Source organism: Coleofasciculus sp. B1-GNL1-01 (genome assembly GCF_040220235.1).
Lineage (GTDB): Bacteria > Cyanobacteriota > Cyanobacteriia > Cyanobacteriales > Coleofasciculaceae > Coleofasciculus.
On the sequence record NZ_JAVJTO010000097.1, the window covers coordinates 25586 to 44526 of the forward strand.

An 18941-nucleotide genomic window follows, 5' to 3' on the forward strand; every position below is an offset into this window, starting at 1 on the left:
CGCTTGATATTTTTTACAATTCTTAACTCCGTTAAGCCAATTGATGTCCAGGTCATTCCCTCTCTGTTCTCTTGAGCCAGTTTATTTTGAGGCGACCTCGTGATAAATTCATAAAAGAAAATAGTATTTCTATAGGTGAGAATTCTTCTAGTCGAAGATGATATTTATTTGGCTGAAGCTTTGGCTGAAGCCCTGGCGATACAACGGTATGCCGTTGATACGGTTTTCGATGGAGAGGCGGCTTGGGTGCAAGTGAATACCCTCGATTACGACCTAATTTTGCTCGATATGATGTTGCCAAAATTGGATGGGATTCATTTGTGCCAACGCTTACGTTCCCATGGTTATCAGATGCCAGTATTGATGATCACGGCTCGCGATACCAGTACGGATAAAGTTATCAGTTTGGACGCAGGCGCTGATGACTATATGGTTAAGCCTCTGGATATTCCAGAGTTACTGGCGAGAATTCGAGCGCTACTGCGACGAGGGCAAACGGTTTCTCCCCCTATTTTAGAGTGGGGACAATTGCGTTTAGATCCAGGGACTTATGAAGTCTGCTACGGCGATCAAACTTTACGCTTGACTCCCAAAGAATATAGTCTTTTAGAATTGCTGATTCGTAATGGGCGGCAAATTATGAGTCGGAGTGCCATTATTGAGCATGTTTGGTCTATCGATAATCCTCCCAAAGAAGATACGATTAAGGTGCATATTAAAAGCCTGCGCTCCAAACTTCGAGCAGTAGGCGCTCCAGATGATTTAATTGAAACGGTACACGGTTTAGGTTATCGTCTCAAATCTGTTTCTGAATAACTGCAACTCAGGTGAATACACTTTACGCCCAGATGACCCAGTATCATAAATTTTAGCTGTACTCTACCCAGTCGCAAACCGCTATATCCAAACCGATTAGTTAGATCGCATAGTTAATTTACGCGATCGCGATAATTATTTCAACCCGTAGCCCTGTTGGAACTTGCCAGTAAACCGCAATCAGACGACGTTGAGAAAAAAGAGCGATCGCGGTCACTATCCGTTCTAGGAGTCTTTTTCACAAATGTACCCATTCGCCAGGGGTTTAAAAAATGGCTCTATACCTCACCAACTAAGCATTTCGTTATTTTTTACAGGGGGAACTGCCTATTCATGCAAGCAGCGCATTGCGATTTCGCTGCCCAAATTTAACAAAAATATCTATGCAAATCTAGAAATGCGGCTATAGTAGAGAAATCGAATTGAGGAAAAGCCCATTCCAGAGTTTGTGAGTCCAAAAGAAGCATCACAGCGCATAGGGGTTAGCGTGGATACCCTCAGGCGCTGGGAGGCGACGGGAAAGATTAAGGCAATGAGGACGCCAACAGGACACAGAAGGTACGACATGACGTCATTAGTTACGGGTAGCGAGGAAGTCAAAGAGCCTGATAGGGTGAATCTGATAGGAGAGGGTACGCTTCAACAGATAGCTAAGGGTCTATGTGAGTATGAACACCAAATCCCCAAAAGCCTCTCAGCCTATCCGGCTGTCTTGCAATTAGGGGTAAACAAGCTGGCACTTGCTTGTTTAATAGCCCGAGTGCGTCAACCGATACAAGGAGTTCCTGATTTTGTGTCCAGATGGGCGCAGCGCCCCTTAAAAGATTGGGATATAGAAATTGATTGTCCTGAAGAATGGCTCGATAAGCGACTGATAGAAGACCAAAAGCCGAGTGGGTTTTGTATTGAAACCGCAGGGGAATACTTCGATGAATGGGGTAATTTCCAAAAGAAAATAATTAATGAGGTAATGACTAAAGCCGCACAAAACCCGGAACTCTATACGAGGTTTAGGAAGTATCTTATAGAAAACCCTGTCGTAACAAGGGGTCAACTTTATGTTGACAGCGCTGTAGATTTTAAGCTCGTGCAAGACCTTCTGATACATAGCTATGAAAAAGCTCCAGAATCTTATAAGTTAAGTGAGAATTTTTACGGCTGCGGTCATTGTGGCGGTTTAATGTATGTAACAAAAGATAATAATTTAAAATGTGAGAACAAACATTGTGCTAAAGAAAAAAAGAATCCTGTCCCTTTAGCCGAGCATCAGTCTGATGAAATCTTTTGGCTGAAGAAGGATTTACGATATTTTATTCATCGTCCAGGGAAAGCCGAACTACGACTCGAAGGAAGATTGAAACAGTTAAACCGATTAGAAGTTAAGCTATATCCAGAACTCGACCAATATGACTTACATTTAGTTTTTTCAGATGGAACAGTCTGGGCGGTTGATGTCAAGTTTTGGGAATCAGCATATAACTTAGCCAAAAAAGTAAATCAGCCTATTCGCCAACTCAAGCATCAGCCTTACCATAAATCCTTTTTTGTCTTTCCTGATGAACTGAAAAGTTATGGTCAAGAGTACATCCAAGAATTTCGAGGTTACTGTCCCGTCTCGATCAAAAAATCTCAGGTAATGTTTGAAAGTGCCTTTGTCAAAAAAGTTATCAAAAAGCTAGGAAGTGAGAAATGAGAAATACGACGAAATGGTATGCACCTCTAAAGAACGATTTAGATAAAGAGTTATGTGAGATCGAGTTAGGACTTTACCTGTTGAGCGTCTTACTTCCTAGCGCCACAGCGAACAGTCTTTGGGTGCTACTGACTGGTTATCCTATCTCACATCCAGAATGCCAAAATTGGACGGAAAATCAGTATCGAATGTTAGCGATCGCTCGTCATCTCTTACCACACTTCGATAGTCCATTTATCTGGAACGAAGCCCTACAGCGTTATCGAGATTTTCCGTCAGATAGTCGTGGGTATGAAGTAGGGGAATCTTGGCAATATCTAAGGCGAACCAATATTACAGTTGCCAATCACCGATTCCAGATTTACAACGATACCTTAAATCAGTCAGTCGAGTTATCGCAAAGAAAGGCGATTGCCTGGGCTAAAGCTGGAAAGTATAAGTGTGAAGTAAAAGGGAAAAAGGAAACTGTTGCGATATCGCCTCTAATTGCGAATTTCCAACGTCCACAAAATCACAATATAGCTGGTGTGCCGTTGAGAAATCCACTGCAACTATCTTGGGCTGAACTTAGGGAAACAGCCGCATGGATGGATGAGCAAAGAAGTAATAGGGGACTAAACTCAAAGTGGGTAAGTCTTTTTAGTAAAATCCAACTACAAGTATTTAACGATACCCAAGAATTAGTTGATGCTGAGACTTTAACCATCAATAAAATCCGGCATTTAGTCGGGATGGTGTCATCCGGCAAGTCCAACTTGATGAAAGTTTTGGCAGTCTGTGCGTGGCGTAAGAAATTGCACGTTACGCTAGTTGTAGCGGATGTGCTACAAATCTTTGAGTTGACTAAAATGTTTGCCGAAGTTGGAATTACTGATGTGGCTCCTATCTTGGGGAATTCCAATAAAGCCAGCCACTTAAATAGATTACACAAAGCCGTTTATAACTCTAATCCAAATGAAGCGTTTAACCAAAATCATCCGGCGTTCCAATGGCTGAGTAATACTTGCCTATTGACCCCTTCTGTTAAGCCGGAGATGGAAATACCATTTGAAATGGGTATGCAGCCATGTTTGAACTTAGAACCTATAGAGACAAGCAACGAAGATGAATCAGAACTATCATCTAAGCACAAAGCTTGTCCAGCTTACGGTGTATGTCCCTCTCATAAAAAAAACTGCGATCTCGTTAACGCTTCTATCTGGATTGCCACACCAGGAAGCTTAGTTTATAGCAGGGTTCCACGATCAATAAACCGAGAGAGTATCCTGTATTTTGAATTGGTTTGTAGGCGCAGTGATTTGGTCATTGTGGATGAAGTTGACCAACACCAAGCCTATCTGGATAAAGCATTTAGTCCTGATAAGACATTGTGCAGACCTGCAAGAGATGCTTGGTTGAACAAGCTCCACGATTATGTTGAAGACAAATTAAAGCAGAAAAAGTCAAGACTGCTTGAAAATGATATTGTCTCAGATTGGTGGGACGCTTGCCGTATAGCTAACGGCACAGCCGATAAAATCTACCACCTATTGAGCAATGAAAATGACTTAGCTAAATGGCGAGACTCTAAGCATTATTTCACGGACTGGCTCTTGTTGCGAGAGGTGGCTACGTTACTAACAAGGACAGACCCGGATAATGTAGAACAACCTCAACAATGTGATGCCTTAATGAAGGGTACGTTTGAACTCTATATCAGAAACTTAGACAACGAGCATAATCCCTTATTTCCGTTGGCTAAAAAAGACAAAAAACGTGCAGCTATTCGGACATGGGTTGAGCAAACTGCAACGATTCCCTTGTCTTCGGAAAAAATCAATGAAATTTCCGTCAAATTAGAGTTTGCTTTGCTGGTCTGTGTTCTGCAAAGTAAGCTCTCCTTGATGATGATCAAATGGCGACAGGTGCAAGGAATCCTAAATCTGGATACATCAGATTCAATGTGGTTTGATGCTCCCCCACCAGACTTTAATGCCGTTATTCCAGCAATGCCAATGGGAAATCAACTGGCATTTCAGTACCACAAATCCTACAAAGAGTCATTAGGTAGCTTACAGTTTTTTCGTTGCACGGGCGTTGGACGTTGGTTGTTACTGCATTTTGATGAATTATTCAAAGCAGATGCTATTGCCAGTCCCCACTTATTGCTGATGTCGGGAACAAGTTGGGCGGGAAAATCACCTGCCTATCATGTTGATGTACCTGTTTATGGAGTACTTGTACCAGATACATCAAAGGAAATGGTCATAAGTTCAACGTTTTTACCCTTCTTTGATAAGCATCAAAACGCTATCTCTGTGTCGGGAGCAGGAGATAATAAGCGTCGTAACCTAGAACAAATTGTTACTAAGTTAGTAGAAGAGGATTATCTAACTGACAAACTCAAAGCGTTGAATGGGAGAAAAATCTCATTAATGGTTAACAGCTATGAACAAGTTGACTGGGTTTACCAGCGTCTGGTTGATTTAGGATGGAAGGATCAAGTTATCCCTCTATCTCCTGATGATGAAATTCATAAGGAGTGGCATAATGAGCGGGATAATCGTCATGCATTGCAGCGGGGACGATCGCCGGATTTTGCGACAAGATCGGAAACAATTTTGATTAGTCCAATTAAAGCCTTTGAGCGAGGGCATAATATTGTTGATGAGAATGGAATAGCTGTAATTGGAGCAGCTTACTTTCTCGTTTTACCTCACCCTGTTCCTGATGATTTATCTTATGCCATTCACTCCATCAACCGTTGGGCAATCGATCATTATAAAACGGCTACAGGGGAAACCTTGAGGGAATTAGGCGAGGATTTTCGTGACACGGCATATCGTCAATGGCTTCACCTGCTGCACCTCTCAGTAAAATTAAGGACGCTACCTGTAGACGATCGCGAGGCTGTGCAGTGGGATATTCTTGTTTCTCTTTGGCAAGTAATAGGGCGTCTAATTCGTGGTAATGCCAATGCACAAGTTTTTTGGTGCGACGCTAAATTTGGGATAAATACTGCTAGAAACCAAGATGGAAAAGAAGATATTGCTGCTACCAGTGTCCTGGTCGGGATTGTAAATTTACTGCGTCCTTATTTTGAAAATGATCCACAAATTCCTCGGCGCAATCGCTTGGTTGTACAATCTCTCTATCGCCCTTTTTATTGTGCGATCGCTAAAACTAGAAAGCTTTCTGGTTTACCCCAAGTCAATCTCTAATTACTTATAGGTTATTACTCATGGTCTACCCAACAATCCGTTTATGCGCTTTCCACTTAAAATCTGACTTGCCACCTCAAGAGTTTTTTGGATTAAAGTTTCCCGATGATGCCAAGCAACAAATAAGACGACTTACTGCCAAGCGGGATAATAAAGCGATTGAACAAGCCAGCCTTCCCGTGAAGTCTCTCAATAGAGCATTAACACTAGCTCCTGGTTTAATTTACATTGGCAAACCGTCGCCGAAACCAGGGGAGTTTTGGTTATACAGCCCCCACCAACTCCCCCCAAAATATTTGGAGGCTATTTTATCTTATTGGATAGATACAGAATTTCCCGAAAAACCAAGTAATAAAAGGAAAGTTGGCATCACTGCTCAGGAACGAGAATTGGCGATGAGTTATCTGTCTGCCGAAAAATTGGTTTGGGAAAGGAAAGAGGTATCCTATCCAAAGCAGTTTACAACGTATCCAAATGGAACCGCTAAACTCTCTGGCAATGATTTTATTTTGTTGCCTCACATTCTAGCGAAAGAACTAACCCAACCAGGATTAAAGTTTGAAGTGGATGGCGAAAAACTTCAGTTTTACCGAACGATACCATCAAGTGGGCAAGGAGCCGAGTTAATATCTTGGCAGCCGTTAAATTATACAGAAGACGGACAAACTTACTATTATTCAATAGTTTTAACAGTGAGGATGGTACAGGAACCTGATTTGCATTATCCCCGATTAGATGTTAAGCCAAGCATTAGGCGCTGGCTCAGTGTAAACGATTCTAAATTGTCAAAAAATCACGGTAGTAACGCCTGCATCCGCGCCCAACTGAATTGGGGACAAGCACTAAATCCTGATCAGTGGACAGACTATTTTCTTTCTTGCCGGATGGTATTAAAGAAAGGTGTAGCAGACTGGGATGAAAACCTAGCTATATTGTTGGAAAAATTAGACATTCTTTCAGTGACTCCGCAACAAATAGTAGCTAATCCCTCAGACGCTTTAAGCGGTAAACCTAACATTGGCATTGCCTATAAAGAAGGGATGAAACCCAACCATAAAGTAGCGAAAGGATTACCTACAGCTAATACTAACGAACTCTTAAGCCAAATAGCTGATGTCTTAAAAGACTATTGGCAACCGATAGATTGTCAACGTGAGAAATATGATACAGACAAGCAGTCAAGTCAGTTCTTTGACTTGAAAAAGCCCAAAAAAAGTTTTGATGAGCCTATCCTTAGAAAAAAAGCAGAAACCGAAAAGCAATTTGCCGTCAGAGAAGAAAGATTGTTAAGCAAACAGGAAACTGAACTAAAAAAATGTATCAAGAAAAAAAGAGAGTCTGAATCAGATTACCAATTGCGCCGCCAAGAACTCTTAAAAAAACAGGAGTCAGAACGTCTTAGCTGGAAACCAGAACCAGAAGAGAAGGACAATAAATTTCAGGAGAGGCTGGAGCAGTTTTATGAAGAGCGTAGTGGTGAACAAGCAACATTGCGGCGTGCAATTTGTTCATCCGTTGGCGAACATTTAACCATTTGGATTTGGTACATCAACGAAGAAAATCTGGTAGAACGTCTCAAAGCAATAAAGTACTGCTTAGGGTTGCCAGATGCAGAACCCGGAAGTTACTCGTTCCCGGAAGGTTTAACAGTGACTATCTGTGTGGAGGAAGTGGCTGGTTTAGCACAACGCTTAGATTTATCTCCTGAATTTAAACCGAAGAGTACAGAGCGAGAAAAAGCGATAAAGAAGCGAAGGCGTGAAGTCGCTGCTCTTGTGCAGCCTGTTCAATCAAAACTACGTGGTAAAGTGGGGGTTTGGTTTGAACTTTATGATAAAAAACATTGGAAGTTTGTAGAAAGAAAGGACGAGGGTAAAGGAAATGAAACTAAATATAAGTTAGCCCCTTGGGGAGACCCAAAACGTGCGATTCGTCTCGGTTTTGCGGATCAGGGACTTGTCAGCCAGTTTATTACTCCCAAACCAACAAGTTATTCTCAAAAAGCGATCAGTAGCTTTATCGACCTATTGCGCTCTCTAGGAGTGCGGATGGCTCCATCTTACCTAACACTTCCCAATGTAGACCCAGATACTCCTATCAATGAAGTAGGGCTATGGTTGGTCAATCGTACTTCCGAAACTAGCGCTGATGCGAAACCCCAAACAATTCCCGTCATTGTCAAAATGTCTTCTCGGACGGCTGAAATCACTGCTATTTTCCCCGGTTTAGAATCGTGGATACCATATCATGAAGCCTTGACTCGCATAAACAAGGAGGGAAAAGGCTTTACCAATGACGATAAAAGTAAAGCTAAAATTAGAACATTTATTCAGCAGACTCTCAACAAAAAAGAGTTAAGAGGTAAGCCGACATTACTTTACTGTTTAGCTCAGAATATCCGTCAGCAATGGACGTGGCTACAGGATAGACAAATTTCCGTCAAGGGATTATCGTTTGCCGAGCGAGACCAACCTGTTTTTGAGGAATTCCCTGGACTGCGGGTTATCCGATTACGCTCTGGGGATGAAACATCAGAGTGGTTTGGCATGAAGGGAAAAAAAGTATCTGGATTTATTACTGGTCTATTCAGGAATTTAGACAATGACCGTGTATTTTTTAGTCTTGGTAAGAAGTCTTCGACGATGAGTGACATTGCCAACAATTTATCGAGGATAGAGCAACCCGAAAAATCTTGGAGGCACCCTTCTCTGGTTGAGATTACCATAGGTTACTATCAAGACGATGACAAGGACAACTTACTCGACTTAGCCGCGATCGCTCACGAATCCCGTCATGGCGTTTTGCAATACGAAGACTTCTTAGAAGTGCCTAGAGTCCTTCATTACGCTAAACAGATGGCTGATTATGTCCTCATGCTAGATGACGATTACGAGCAATTTGATGACTAGCGCTGTACTCTAGCACGTCCAGGGATAAAGCTTGAGTCTTGGCATAATACATTTGCACTGGGGAAACTATCAGATCGGTCAAGTATTCCGAGAAACCGGGTTTTTCATGAGGATAACAACGAAATATCAAGCTTTCACCCCAAGAAACCCGGTTTCTTGACCGATGTCCTAGAGAAACTTCCGATCAAAATACCCCAGCGTTAAAGCTGGGGTATTCATTTATTAAATTTTTTCTGTTATAGATTGGGGGAATAGAATCCCTGGTCGAATGGTAGTCTGAAGTAGACCTTAACGTCAAAAACTACCGTCTTTTGGTAGGAGAGAGAGTAACCAATTCAGCGGCTGTTTTCCGGAAGGGATATAACCGTTCGATCCCCAGAAGCGACAGAACAATCAAAACCTGAATAGCCCACGGTGCCATAGCAAACCCAAAAATTAAGCAAAATATAGCACTACCTATAGCTAAAACCCGGGAAACTTCGTGAGAGGCGCGTAAAGACAGCCAGAGACTTGCGATGGCGCTGATCAAGAGAATCAGGAAGATTGGAAGCATAGCAATCACCTCTTAAAAGTTCCTAGAGGGCTTCCATCCGATTCAACGACTGCGAAACCCTCAATGCTATCTACGCTAACATTGATTGATTAGAGAAAATTGTAATATTAATAACCAGTTCAGCTTTTTTCAGAAATCTTTGCATAACTTCGCATTCTTCAGGCAAAGGTGGAAGCATTTGCCTGCAAAAATCCGCATAACCAGTCCTTCAAGTGATAAGTAGCACGGCAATCATCTTCATTGTAGCGTTGAATAATCTCCAGTACCGTGCGATCGCCTGTTGTCAGCCACTGTTCATAGAGACAGACGCATTGAGAACCCGTTACCGCCGCATCGCGCCACTCAAAGCCTAACCACCGCGCTAAATGTTTGAGTGAATAGCTTTCCACGGGTAAGGTTACGGTACTCATAACCTGCTGATGAACATCGACAAAGCGCGACAGTAAGGGCTGTAGGTGGGTGAAGGGGGTTTTGTAAAGTTTAGCTAAGCGCTTGACGGTTTCGACTTCATAATCCGAAAAATGAAAGATGGGAGCATCGGGGTAGAGCCACACCAACTCTAAAAATTGCTGCCAGATGAGGGCTTCATCGTCGGGATGTTCTGCCAAGAAGGGGTGAAATGTCTCAGTATTGGTGGAGCGATCAACTACCAAGATACCTAGTAAATAGTCCAGGTTTAAGTCGGGTTGAGCCTCGATATCAAAGAAGAGTTCGACAGAGGCTTGGGGTAATCGATCCGTATATCCCATCGAAGGCTGAAACTCTGAGTAAGAATTAACTCCAGCACCATTTGCATTGTTCTCCGATTCCGTCAACCTGTCGAATGGTGGAGTCTCCGTCGCTGGCTCAAATCTCTGACGCAGAATCACCCGATTGTACTGAATCGATTGAGCCTGTTGCACTAAATTTAATGCCACTTCGTTGCCAAACTCGGATGCCAAGGTGCTAATTTCAGCTTGGGCAAGGGATTCCACCGTCGTTATCCCTAACTCCTGTAAACTTTGGTAGCGCTTTGGCGTAACACCGGGTATCAACGAAATATGCTTTTGAGATTGGGCGATCGCATAACAGCTACTATGCCAATGGCAAAGACCGCATTTTTGCCGTGAAATAAAGACTTCCGGTGCTTGAGCTTGTCCCAACGTTTGGATACAGTCTGCCAAATCCGCTTGCATCAGGGGTAGCCATTTATCCAGAGTCACCGAGTAGGCATTTTGACGACGTAAAATTAACCAAGCCTGACTGGGCAAACTCCCCTGTATTTCAGCCAAAAGATGGGCATGAAACGCCGCGATGATTTGATAATCTGCCTTAGCCCGCCTGCCGAATTTAATCGAGACTGGAACATACATCCAATCCCCGAAAATCGAGTGTCCCGGCTGTTTGAGCAATAAATCAGGAGAACCCAGCAGCGTGACTCCCTCAACCGTTTGCCTGAGCAAAAGTCCCTTAGCGATACAATCGACGCCTTGCTGCATCAACTCCCACGTCGCCTGCGCTCCCGCTTGCCAATCATCTCGCCCATAGTTAGGGGTTTGTATCGGTGTCAGGTTTGCTCCAGTCGGTAACAAGGATAGGAGTGGACTTTCTCCCGCAGAACCATAGCTTCCCTCGTATTCTGCGCTTTTGAGGATAGCTTGCCGATGCGCCGAACTATCTTGGCGCAGTTTCAGCAGAAAATCTTGGGGCGGATCTTTTTGACTCGGATCACCCGAATAATCGAGAAACGCTCGACGCCGACAGCGTTTGTAATAGAGGAGCAATTCATCCGTCAGCAGCATAGCTTCATTGAGGATTGGGGATTGGGAATTTGTGATGGAGGATTGGTGATTGCTCATATTCGCGAAGCGCCAAGCACGCTCCGTCATTTTTCGTAGCACAGGGAACAAGGACTTTAAATTCATAATTCAAAACTCGTAGCTTAAAACTCGGTTAGGGCGGGTTTTGAATAAACGTTATCATTTATAGCTTGTGTGAAAGTTCATAAACCCGCCCCTACACACTCAAAACTCAACATGAATCGCGGGAATCCCCGTCCTCCACGCGCCATCAGGGGGAGGGATAGCGGGGCGACGTAGGTACGGAGTCGCTAGTGCAGTGCTGCGGAAATACTTGAGCAGCTTCGTAGATACGATGAAGCAGGGGAAGCAGGGGAAGCAGGGGAAGCAGGGGAAGCAGGGGAAGCAGGGGGAGATATTAGCTGTTCAGTTATAGCACTACGCACACAGGTTAGGACAAAAGAAGAAAAATTTAAATCGCTCAATCCCTTGATGAGTCAGTGTTTTTCTTCAAAGAAAGCCCATTGCCTATTGCAAGAAAGCCTAGCGCGTAGCGCTATATTTCTGCCGTCTTGCACTAGTGCAGCGCGGCAGAAATACAAGAGCCGCTCATCTTAAGTTAAAATGGAACGATCAATCCAAAAAACTGGATGACCCAATCAACTTTTCCCTAAGTAGGTTGGTGGAAATAAGCCGAACTATGTTAAGTTCTGTGAATGTTCCTCAAACCCTTACATAATCGAATGACGAATGACGAATGACGAATGACGATCAAAGCCGTTAAATTTAATTGTCCCCACCTACTTACTGTCCTCAAAACTTAAAACTTTTTTCCACACAGGATGCAACTTTTCGCAGTTATTATTAATGGTCACTGGCAACCCGGAATCGGTGATCCTACGTTTATGGGCTGGTTTACAGTCGTAGCGTATTTTATCACAGCGTTATTGTGCCTGATCAGTGCCTTACCTCATCGGCTCGTCTTCCCTCTACAGCGAGTGAGTCAAATTCGTTGGCTATGGGGATTCTTCGCTATTCTTTTATTATTGCTAGGTATTAATAAGCAATTAGATCTACAGTCTTTGGTGACTGTAGTAGGCAAGGAATTAGCGCTATCTCAGGGTTGGTATCAGCAGCGTCGGATGGTTCAGACGCAATTTATTCTAGGAATTGTGATTGCGGCGTTACTTTTAGTTTCGGTAATTGGACGCGCCATCTATGCTGAACGGCAAACCTATCGGTTAGCGCTTTTAGGTTTAATGTTCCTTTCTTGTTTTATTGTCATTCGTGCCTCATCCTTTCATCATATTGATGCCTTGATCGGTTGGCAAGTAGCCGGATTAAGGATGAACTGGATATTAGAAATAGGGGGTATCGCTTGTATCGCTATTGCCGCAATCAGGACTATTTTCAAGCGAATGTTACTGACTTAAACCCGCCCTTACACACTCAAAACTCAGACTAAGGGAAATAGTTGATGAAGGTAAAACGCCAAAGCAGCACTGGCTACAGGTACGGTAAGATTATCCATACCCCACTTTGAGAACAGTTCTAAACCGGTAGCCCCTAACGCCACAGCGATAGGGAGTAACCACGTTTGCCAAACATGACCCTGAACCCCAAGTAGAATTAAACAACTGACCCCATAGCTGATTAGAGTCATTGTCAAAGAACCTTCCCAGCTTTTTGTCATCCCCCAGATTTGGTACTTATGCTGCCCAAATCGCTGACCAATTAATCCCGCTAGTCCATCTCCCCAGGTCATGATTAAAATTCCAATTGCGGCATAGTGGAAGTGATGGGGTGACCAAAACCAAGCGATGAGGATACCTATACTCACTGCATAGAAGAATGTGCCAAAACTTCTACGTCCCACACTGTTGATACCGGGCAGCAATGGCACATAATACGACAAAAGTGCGATCGCGCTAGCGATGATGGATGCGGTTATACCAACCCAGGCGGGAATTTGTAACCACCAAGCCACCAAAATCACATTGCCAGTACCGATATGAACAACTTTGCGTGCTAATTCTGAATTCGTAGAAGTCCGGCGATGGAGTGTCTCAGCGGATAGCACAATCACGCCTAGCCCTAGTGCCACAATACTAATGTGGAGCCATAACACCGGAATTGATTCTAACAAAGGTATTGAGTCAAGCAAGAGTTAACCCGAATAACAGAGGAGTGCCTATAACACTCTATTACATGATGAAAATTTTATTAATTTGGCTGATTCGAGCCTACAGAACTTTAATTTCCCCTATCTTTCCGCCAACCTGTCGATTTCATCCAACCTGTTCAACCTATGCCCTACAAGCCATTGAACGCTTTGGACCGTGGCGTGGGAGTATCCTCGCACTGCGGCGCATCTTACGCTGTCATCCATTTCATCCAGGCGGTTATGATCCGATTCCGGACGCAACTCCCAAGGATGAGAGGGAAGCTGGGGGAGCCGATCTGTAGGGGCGGGTTTTACAGATAACGTTTTGGCACACACTGATAACTTATAGCAGTAGACATATCGATTAGGACTTTCGGCACCATTGTAGAGACGTTGCATGCAACGTCTCTACTCGCGCCCGCCCAGTTGTAGAGGTGAGTTTTACAGATTTCGCCAAGAGAGATAAATCCGCTAAATCGCGTATTAAGATTCATTACTATTGCTGAGGAAATTACGTAAGTAGAAATACACAATAGTAGTTAAGCACATACGACTTATCAAGGACTTACGCCATTGAGTTATCTAAGCAGTATCTCCGTGTCGAAACGTAAGTCCTTTTTCTTTATAGGTCTTACCCTGACAGTCTGTCTTCTTTGATTAATTTAACATTTATTTACAAAAGTACACAAATTTCTCCGTGATTCTACGGTGATACAAATGAACTAGCTAGCAAAGTTCCGGAAATATACGGATTATTTCGCTCTTTGAGTTGGATATGTTCTAAGAGGAAACACTGTATTCTTTAGCCCCTGAGCGCTTGTTCTGACGGTCAGGGGATTTCTTGTACGTGTTTTGAGTCATTAGTCGGATGGCAATGCTAGAAAACAAAGGACTGATGACTAAAGACAAAGAACAATGAAACCCTATTACCAGATTCCGATTCGAGACTGTGGAGAACCCCTCGTTCCCATACCCTTGGAGCGGTTCGCCGTGGAATCCCTTCATCCTTATGAAAAACTGGGCGCTCCTTACGGGAAGACATCGCCCTACCATTTGCGCCAGACGGTGTTAGAGGCATTAATCACAGCTCAAACTTACCTGCAACAGCGATGTCCGGGTTGGCGTATCCTGATTTTTGATGCCTATCGTCCTGTAGCGGTTCAGGAATTTATGGTCAACCATACCTTTGCAGAAGTGGTGCGATCGCAAAACCTAAACCCAGCGACTCTATCGGAAACTGAACGCCAGATGATCTGGCAGCAAGTTTATCAAATCTGGGCGTTACCGAGTCCTGACCCCTTAACCCCACCGCCTCATAGTACGGGTGCTGCCGTAGATATTACACTCGTCAATGAGAAGAATGAGACGATTGACATGGGTTCAGCGATTGACGAACTCTCCCCCCGATCTGAGCCAGATTACTACGCCCAGGAGTTACACCTCCCCTATCATGCCCATCGGCAATTGTTACGGGATATCATGCAAAAGGCAGGATTTCAGCGTCATCCAGGGGAGTGGTGGCATTTCTGCTGCGGCGATCAGATGTGGGCGTGGTTGTGCCATCAACAGAACCCAAGCCAGAGGTTTATCGCTCGTTATGGTCGAGTGGCTGATGATTAAGAACAAGGCAGAGGGCAGAAGGTTCTAAGGAAAAAGTAACCCAACTATCAAGGGGGTAACAAAAGCGGATTTGGTATTAATCTGAGTAAAGACGATTTTTTTGTCTGTCGATCACTCCCATCTGAACAGGTTATGGTTGCACCGAAACAAGTTTATGTTCTCTTATTCAATGCTCGTAGCGAAAACGAGGGGATTCACACCCTGCAAATCGGCGATCGCAATGTGGTGTTGATGTTTGAGTCAGAGGATGACGCCATCCGTTTTGGCGGGATGCTGGAAGCCCAGGATTTCCCCAATCCCTCTGTGGAAGCGCTGGAGATTGAGGAAATTGAAGAATTCTGCCAAAGTGCGGGCTATGAGTGCCAACTCGTTGAAACCGGGATGTTGGCATTACCGCCAGAAACAAATGTGGAAAAAACAGACTGGCAACCTGATGCGACGCCAACTCAAGAACCAGAGATGTCTGATCTGGATCGAATTCGCCGTCAACTAGAGGGATTGTTGTAAGGTGAGAAAATTCCAAGTTAACGGTGGCGATTGTCATTTGTCATTTGTCATTTGTCATTTGTCATTCGTCATTCGTAAGAGTTTGAGGAATATTGACAGAACTTAATGTAGTTCGGAAATACACTTACAATCAATCAGATGAAAAAGTTGGAGGAACGAGGTTATCTGCTAACGGAACAGGTAAACCCTCAAAGTCAAAATCTCGATCAGCTTACCTCGCTAGAGTTAGTGGATTTGTTTAATCGCGAGGATGAGAAAACGATTCGGGCGATCGCCGCCGTTAGAACTCAACTGGCACAAGCGATTGATCGGACGGCGCAAGCCCTGAAACAAGGGGGGCGTCTCTTTTATATCGGTGCAGGGACTAGCGGACGCTTAGGGGTACTGGATGCGGCTGAATGTCCTCCCACCTTTTGTACACCCCCTGAACTGGTACAAGGCGTTATCGCTGGCGGTGCTGGGGCGTTAATCCGGAGTTCAGAAAACTTGGAAGATAGGGAAGAAGATGGCATCGAAGCGATCGCGCACCGCCAGGTGACGGAACTGGATGTCGTGGTTGGCATTACCGCAGGTGGGACAACACCCTATGTGCGTGGGGCATTGCAAGCGGCACGACAACGCGGCGCTACGACAATTTTGCTTGCCTGTGTCCCCGCTGAACAAGTCAGTTATGAGGTAGATTTAGATATTCGCTTACTCGTGGGTCCAGAAATTCTCGCGGGTTCAACACGCTTAAAAGCCGGAACTGTGACCAAAATGGTATTGAATATCCTGTCTACGGGTGTGATGGTGCAACTCGGCAAAGTCTACGGCAATCGCATGGTTGATGTCGCCGTCACCAATAAAAAACTCCATGACCGTGCTTTAAGAATTCTACAAGACCTGACTGACCTGAGCCGAGACGAAGCCGGATTTTTACTCGAACGCAGCGGACGCCGGGTGAAACTGGCACTGCTGATGCATTGGACAGGAGAAGATGCCCCCGTCTGCGATCGCCTGTTGAGTCAACAGCAAGGCAATCTCAGACAAGCGTTACTCAGCTATCAAAAAAGTGGGGAGTGATTTGTCAACAGCGACTTTCCGCAGCTTCCCTACTCAGCTACAGTAGAACTATTGGCTTTTGCTGCTACAAGTTTCATTAAACATGTTCAACGGATCAGAGACGACTGCAACAGTTTTACTTCTCCTTGTCGCCCTTGGTGTCATCGGTTGGGGATATAGGCGTGCCAGAACTTACGGTAGACTCGGCATACTCGCCTGGTTGCAGTCCCTGGTGTTGACGGTTCCCTGGCTGATATTTTTTGTCCTATTGGCTGGCGGAATTTATCTGAATATTGTTGGTATCTTATTTTTATTAGTGGTTTCAACCGGGATCTATATTTTCCTCGGCAAACGGTTGCGGGAAGAAGGTCAAGATGCCGTCTTGCAAAAGCGTGCCAACCAGTTACTCCATGAGAAATCTGATACCAACGACAGTCAAAATGTGTCACCGCCAGAAGACACCTCAGCAACCGCCCCATCACCAGAGAGTAGTGGTCCCGCCGGGACTGAAGTAATCCCCATTTCGCCAGAAGATCTGAAGACTATCCAGGGAATTTTTGGTATCGATACATTTTTTGCCACAGAAACCATTCCCTATCAGGAAGGGGTGATATTTAAGGGGAATCTGCGTGGCGGTGAGCCTGAGGCGGTGCATTCCCGTTTATCTGCCAGTTTAGAACAACGGTTGGATGACCGCTACCGACTCTTTTTAGTTGAAGATCCCGAAGGAAAACCCGTGGTGATTATTCTCCCCAGTAGTAATGATCCCCAACCGCTAACGATTCCCCAGAAAATTTTGGCAGGAGTCTTGCTGGTGGCTACCATTGTTACTAGCTTAGAAGCGGCTGGATTTTTGCTCAATTTTGATTTGTTTACCGCACCTGAACGGGTGAAGGAAACCTTGCCCTTAGGTTTGGGAATTTGCACAGTTTTGGCAGTTCACGAACTTGGTCATTGGTGGGCAGCACGGCGTCATCAGGTTCGCCTGAGTTTCCCATTTTTTATTCCCAGTTTACAAATTGGTTCCTTTGGGGCAATTACCCGCTTTGAATCATTGGTTCCTAATCGTAAAGCTTTGTTCGACATTTCCTTAGCTGGACCGGCGGCGGGTGGGATTGCGTCTGTTTTCCTACTGTTGTTGGGCTTAGTTTTGTCTCATCAAGGCAGTACCTTTCAGGTTCCGGCGCAATTTTTCCAAGGTTCGGTTTTGGTTGGTGGGTTAGCCCGGATTATTTTGGGGAATTCTCTGCAAGCACCCCTTGTTGACGTTCACCCCTTAACGATTATGGGTTGGCTGGGGTTAGTGATTAGTGCGTTGAATTTAATGCCAGCCGGACAGTTAGATGGGGGGCGGGTTGTTCAGGCTATCTATGGACGCAAAACGGCTCGCCGCACGACGATTGCAACGTTGGTTATCTTGGGAATTGTGGCATTAGCAAATCCCTCTAATCCATTGATTTTGTATTGGGCAATTATCATTTTGTTTTTGCAGCGTTCTTTGGAGCGTCCGAGTCTCAATGAAATTACCGAACCGGATGATACGAGAGCCATTTTAGGCTTAGTGGCGCTATTTTTAATGGTGGCAACATTGATTCCCTTCACGCCAGCGTTAGCGGTGCGTTTGGGTATTGGTAGTTAAGGTAGGGGGAGTAGGGGGAGTAGGGGGAGCTGGGGGAGAAAAAATTAAATTAGTGTTCCCTGTTCCCTGTTCCTTAATTTCAACCATCAACTTTAATGAAAGTCCGACTACTTATTATATTTTTTGTTCCAAAGTTGCAGCAATGGCAATTGAAATTGAACGGAAATTTTTAGTTAAAGGCGATCAATGGCGCACCCTGAGTCAAGGAATGCTCTATCGTCAAGGTTATATTGCTACCCAAAACCTAACGACGGTTCGAGTGCGTTTAGTTGGAGATCAAGGCTATCTGACGATTAAAGGGAAAACCGATAATTTTTCTAGAGTTGAGTACGAGTATCCTATTCCTGGATCAGATGCTCAAGAAATGCTAGAGACATTGTGCGATCGCCCTTTGATTGAAAAAACGCGCTATAGGATTGAGGATAAGAAATTAGTTTGGGAAGTGGATGAGTTTATCGGTGAGAATGAAGGATTGATTATTGCCGAAGTCGAACTAACTGATGAAAATCAAGATGTAGAGTTACCCAATTGGATTGGTCAAGAAGTAACTGGAGATCCTAACTATTACAATGCTAATTTAGTCCGGCATCCATTTAGTCAGTGGTCATAAATGTAGGGGCGGGTTTAGGGACTCAATTCACATATTCCCCCATAACTTAACAACAAAACCCGCCCTGCCTCACCCATAAATTTATATGATGTCCGGCTTTCTCACCCCTAATACAGCAGTTTGCTCTGCTATGCGGTACATTGTCGATCCCCCTAAATCCCCGTGCAATAAAAGCGAAGCATCCTCTGGTTTCCCCATGCAATAAAAGCGAAGCATCCGCTGGCTTCCCCCTGCCAAAAAAGCGAAGCATCCTTTGGCTTCCCCCTTTTGAAGGCAGGGCTAATTCATTGTGATGAGAGAAAATTAGGGCAACCAGGACTATTCATACCAAATCCGATTGCGAGAACCACCTTATAAATTAGAACAGCAAAATGCCATCAACAATGTTACATAAGGCTTTTACCGTTTTCA

14 protein-coding genes are annotated in these 18941 nt (G+C 44.4%); 11 read left to right on the forward strand and 3 right to left on the reverse strand.

The window, feature by feature from the left end:
- The first annotated feature begins 135 nt into the window (after window positions 1-135).
- The 4 genes from RID53_RS24095 to RID53_RS24110 all read left to right on the forward strand — a co-directional run bounded on the left by RID53_RS24095 (window position 136) and on the right by RID53_RS24110 (window position 8618).
- On the forward strand, window positions 136-816 hold the full coding sequence (locus RID53_RS24095; protein ID WP_446390513.1) for a response regulator transcription factor: 681 nt from the start codon (window positions 136-138) through the stop codon (window positions 814-816).
- A 448-nt stretch (window positions 817-1264) separates the two neighbouring features.
- Window positions 1265-2509 (forward strand): restriction endonuclease-related protein, encoded by a 1245-nt coding sequence (locus RID53_RS24100; protein WP_446390514.1) that lies wholly within the window; start codon window positions 1265-1267, stop codon window positions 2507-2509.
- Window positions 2506-5709 carry a pPIWI_RE_Z domain-containing protein gene (locus RID53_RS24105; RefSeq protein WP_446390515.1) on the forward strand — a complete coding sequence of 1068 codons (3204 nt, stop codon included), beginning with the start codon at window positions 2506-2508 and terminating at the stop codon, window positions 5707-5709. The genes RID53_RS24100 and RID53_RS24105 overlap by 4 nt, the downstream gene beginning before the upstream one ends.
- Window positions 5710-5729: 20 nt before the next feature.
- A complete protein-coding gene (locus RID53_RS24110) occupies window positions 5730-8618 on the forward strand; it encodes a pPIWI_RE module domain-containing protein (RefSeq protein ID WP_446390516.1) in 2889 nt (962 codons plus the stop codon).
- Between the two features lie 301 nt (window positions 8619-8919).
- Here the strand turns inward: RID53_RS24110 and RID53_RS24115 are convergent, their stop codons facing one another.
- Entirely contained in the window at window positions 8920-9171 is a 252-nt protein-coding gene (locus RID53_RS24115) for a hypothetical protein (protein WP_446357609.1), read from the reverse strand.
- Window positions 9172-9329: 158 nt separating this feature from the next.
- Window positions 9330-10952, reverse strand: coding sequence for a TM0106 family RecB-like putative nuclease (locus RID53_RS24120; protein ID WP_446390526.1), 1623 nt, complete (start codon window positions 10950-10952; stop codon window positions 9330-9332).
- Window positions 10953-11791: 839 nt separating this feature from the next.
- Here RID53_RS24120 and RID53_RS24125 point away from each other — a divergent pair.
- A complete protein-coding gene (locus tag RID53_RS24125; protein WP_446390517.1) occupies window positions 11792-12382 on the forward strand; it encodes a hypothetical protein in 591 nt (196 codons plus the stop codon).
- A gap of 23 nt (window positions 12383-12405) precedes the next feature.
- Here the strand turns inward: RID53_RS24125 and RID53_RS24130 are convergent, their stop codons facing one another.
- Window positions 12406-13113, reverse strand: a complete 708-nt coding sequence (locus RID53_RS24130; RefSeq protein ID WP_446390518.1) for a diacylglycerol/polyprenol kinase family protein — start codon at window positions 13111-13113, stop codon at window positions 12406-12408.
- 47 nt (window positions 13114-13160) lie between these two features.
- On the opposite strand from RID53_RS24130, the gene yidD reads away from it, so the two are divergent.
- The 6 genes from yidD (at window position 13161) to RID53_RS24160 (ending at window position 18530) form a co-directional block, all read left to right on the forward strand.
- Complete coding sequence (gene yidD, locus RID53_RS24135) at window positions 13161-13415, forward strand: membrane protein insertion efficiency factor YidD (RefSeq protein ID WP_446390519.1); 255 nt, start codon at window positions 13161-13163, stop codon at window positions 13413-13415.
- Window positions 13416-14028: 613 nt separating this feature from the next.
- Window positions 14029-14733 (forward strand): M15 family metallopeptidase, encoded by a 705-nt coding sequence (locus RID53_RS24140; RefSeq protein ID WP_446390520.1) that lies wholly within the window; start codon window positions 14029-14031, stop codon window positions 14731-14733.
- 132 nt (window positions 14734-14865) lie between these two features.
- A complete protein-coding gene (locus RID53_RS24145) occupies window positions 14866-15240 on the forward strand; it encodes a DUF3110 domain-containing protein (RefSeq protein ID WP_446390521.1) in 375 nt (124 codons plus the stop codon).
- A 138-nt stretch (window positions 15241-15378) separates the two neighbouring features.
- A complete protein-coding gene (gene murQ / locus RID53_RS24150; protein ID WP_446390522.1) occupies window positions 15379-16302 on the forward strand; it encodes an N-acetylmuramic acid 6-phosphate etherase in 924 nt (307 codons plus the stop codon).
- A gap of 82 nt (window positions 16303-16384) precedes the next feature.
- Window positions 16385-17920, forward strand: a complete 1536-nt coding sequence (locus RID53_RS24155; RefSeq protein WP_446390523.1) for a site-2 protease family protein — start codon at window positions 16385-16387, stop codon at window positions 17918-17920.
- Window positions 17921-18062: 142 nt separating this feature from the next.
- Window positions 18063-18530: a CYTH domain-containing protein gene (locus RID53_RS24160; protein WP_446390524.1), complete on the forward strand. Its 468-nt coding sequence runs from the start codon at window positions 18063-18065 to the stop codon at window positions 18528-18530.
- Window positions 18531-18941 lie beyond the last annotated feature (411 nt).